At 63.5% G+C, this 1,739-nt stretch carries 3 protein-coding genes; all 3 read right to left on the bottom strand.

Going from position 1 to position 1,739, the window contains the following annotated elements; all coding sequences use genetic code 11:
• Positions 1-234 (bottom strand): ThiF family adenylyltransferase (locus FEM54_RS31975; protein ID WP_171045961.1); only part of this gene is annotated, 234 nt, incomplete at its 3' end.
• On the bottom strand, positions 228-1,058 hold the full coding sequence (gene prmC / locus FEM54_RS31970; RefSeq protein ID WP_138454213.1) for a peptide chain release factor N(5)-glutamine methyltransferase: 831 nt from the start codon (positions 1,056-1,058) through the stop codon (positions 228-230). The genes FEM54_RS31975 and prmC, both read right to left, overlap by 7 nt.
• Positions 1,059-1,739: peptide chain release factor 1 (locus FEM54_RS31965; protein ID WP_138454212.1), on the bottom strand; the 681-nt coding region annotated here is incomplete at its 5' end.

Here is a 1,739-nt window from a genome sequence, read left to right as displayed (position 1 = left end):
GTCGGTGTCGTGGATGATCTGTCGTTGCAGGTTGGTCAGGTCGACAGTGTCGAAGTCTGCCAGGTGCAACTCGCCCACGCCGGCAGCGGCCAGGTACAACGCGACTGGCGCACCCAAGCCGCCGAGGCCGACAATCAGCGCATGGCCGTTTTTAAGACGCAGCTGGCCTTCGATGTCGACATGTTGCAACAGAATCTGTCGGCTATAGCGCAACAGCTCCTGGTCGGTCAGCACGGGCGGCGCCCCAACGTGATGCGTTCGTGGCCGCCGAGGTCGATGCGGCTGTGGACCTCTTCAAAGCCCTCACCCGACAACAAATCACGTACCGCCGCAGCTTGGTCGTAACCGTGTTCGAGCAGCAGCCAGCCACCGGTATTCAAGTGGGCTGGGGCCTGGGCGATGATCAACCGCAGATCGTCCAGCCCATCATGGCCCGCCACCAAGGCGCTGGCCGGTTCAAAGCGCACATCGCCTGCCACCAGGTGCGGATCATTATCGGCAATGTAAGGGGGGTTGCTGATGATCAAATCGAAGCGCTGGCCTTGCAGCGCGCTGAACCAATGGCTGTTCAACACCGTGGCGTTCTTCAGGTGCAGGCGCTGGCGGTTGCGTTCGGCCAGGGCCACGGCTTCGAGCACACGGTCAACGGCAGTGACCTGCCAGGCCGGGCGTTCGCTGGCCAGGGCCAGGGCGATCGCGCCGCTGCCGGTGCCCAGGTCGAGGACCTTGGCAGGCGTCGCCGGCAACAATTCAAGTGCGGCTTCCACCAGCAGCTCGGTTTCCGGGCGCGGGATCAGCGTGTGCGGCGCGACCTCCAGGTCGAGCTTCCAGAAACCCTGCTGACCGAGGATGTAGGCCACCGGCTCACCCGTGCGGCGACGCTGCAGGTAATCGGCAAAGGTCAGCGCATCTTCGCTGCTGACGATTTTTTCCGGCCAGGTGTGCAAGTAGCTGCGCGATTTGCCCAAGGCAGCGGCCAGTAACAGTTCCACATCCAGACGCGCGGTGGGCGAGTCAGGCAGGTCAGCGGCGCGCAGGAGGCTGGCAATAATGGTCATTTATTCACCTATCGCCGCCAATTGATCGGCCTGGTATTCGGCCAGCAAAGGCTCGATCACCGCATCAACGCCGCCGGCGAGAATTTCGTCGAGGGAGTAAAGCGTGAGGTTGACCCGGTGGTCGGTGACCCGGCCCTGGGCGAAGTTGTAGGTGCGGATGCGTTCGGAGCGGTCGCCCGAGCCCACCAGCAGCTTGCGCTCGCTGGCAATCGCGTTGGCGGCGGCGCTGGTCTGCTGGTCGTTGAGCTTGGCCGACAGCCAGGACATGGCCCGCGCACGGTTTTTGTGCTGGGAACGCTCTTCCTGGCATTCGACCACGATGCCCGACGGCAAGTGGGTGATCCGGATCGCCGAGTCGGTCTTGTTCACGTGCTGACCACCGGCGCCCGACGAACGGTAGGTGTCGACACGCAAGTCCGCCGGGTTGATCTCAATGGCTTCCTGCTCGTCCGGTTCGGGCAACACGGCCACGGTGCACGCCGAGGTGTGGATACGGCCCTGGGATTCAGTCGCCGGAACCCGCTGCACGCGGTGCGCGCCGGACTCGAATTTAAGCTTGCCGTAGACGTTGTCACCTTCGACCCGGGCGATGACTTCTTTATAGCCGCCGTGCTCACCTTCATTCTCGGACAAAATCTCGACCCGCCAGCCACGTCGCTCGGCGTAGCGCGAGTACATGCG

Source organism: Pseudomonas edaphica, assembly GCF_005863185.1.
Taxonomy (GTDB): Bacteria; Pseudomonadota; Gammaproteobacteria; order Pseudomonadales; family Pseudomonadaceae; genus Aquipseudomonas; species Aquipseudomonas edaphica.
This window is presented reverse-complemented; position numbering and strand designations above follow the sequence as displayed.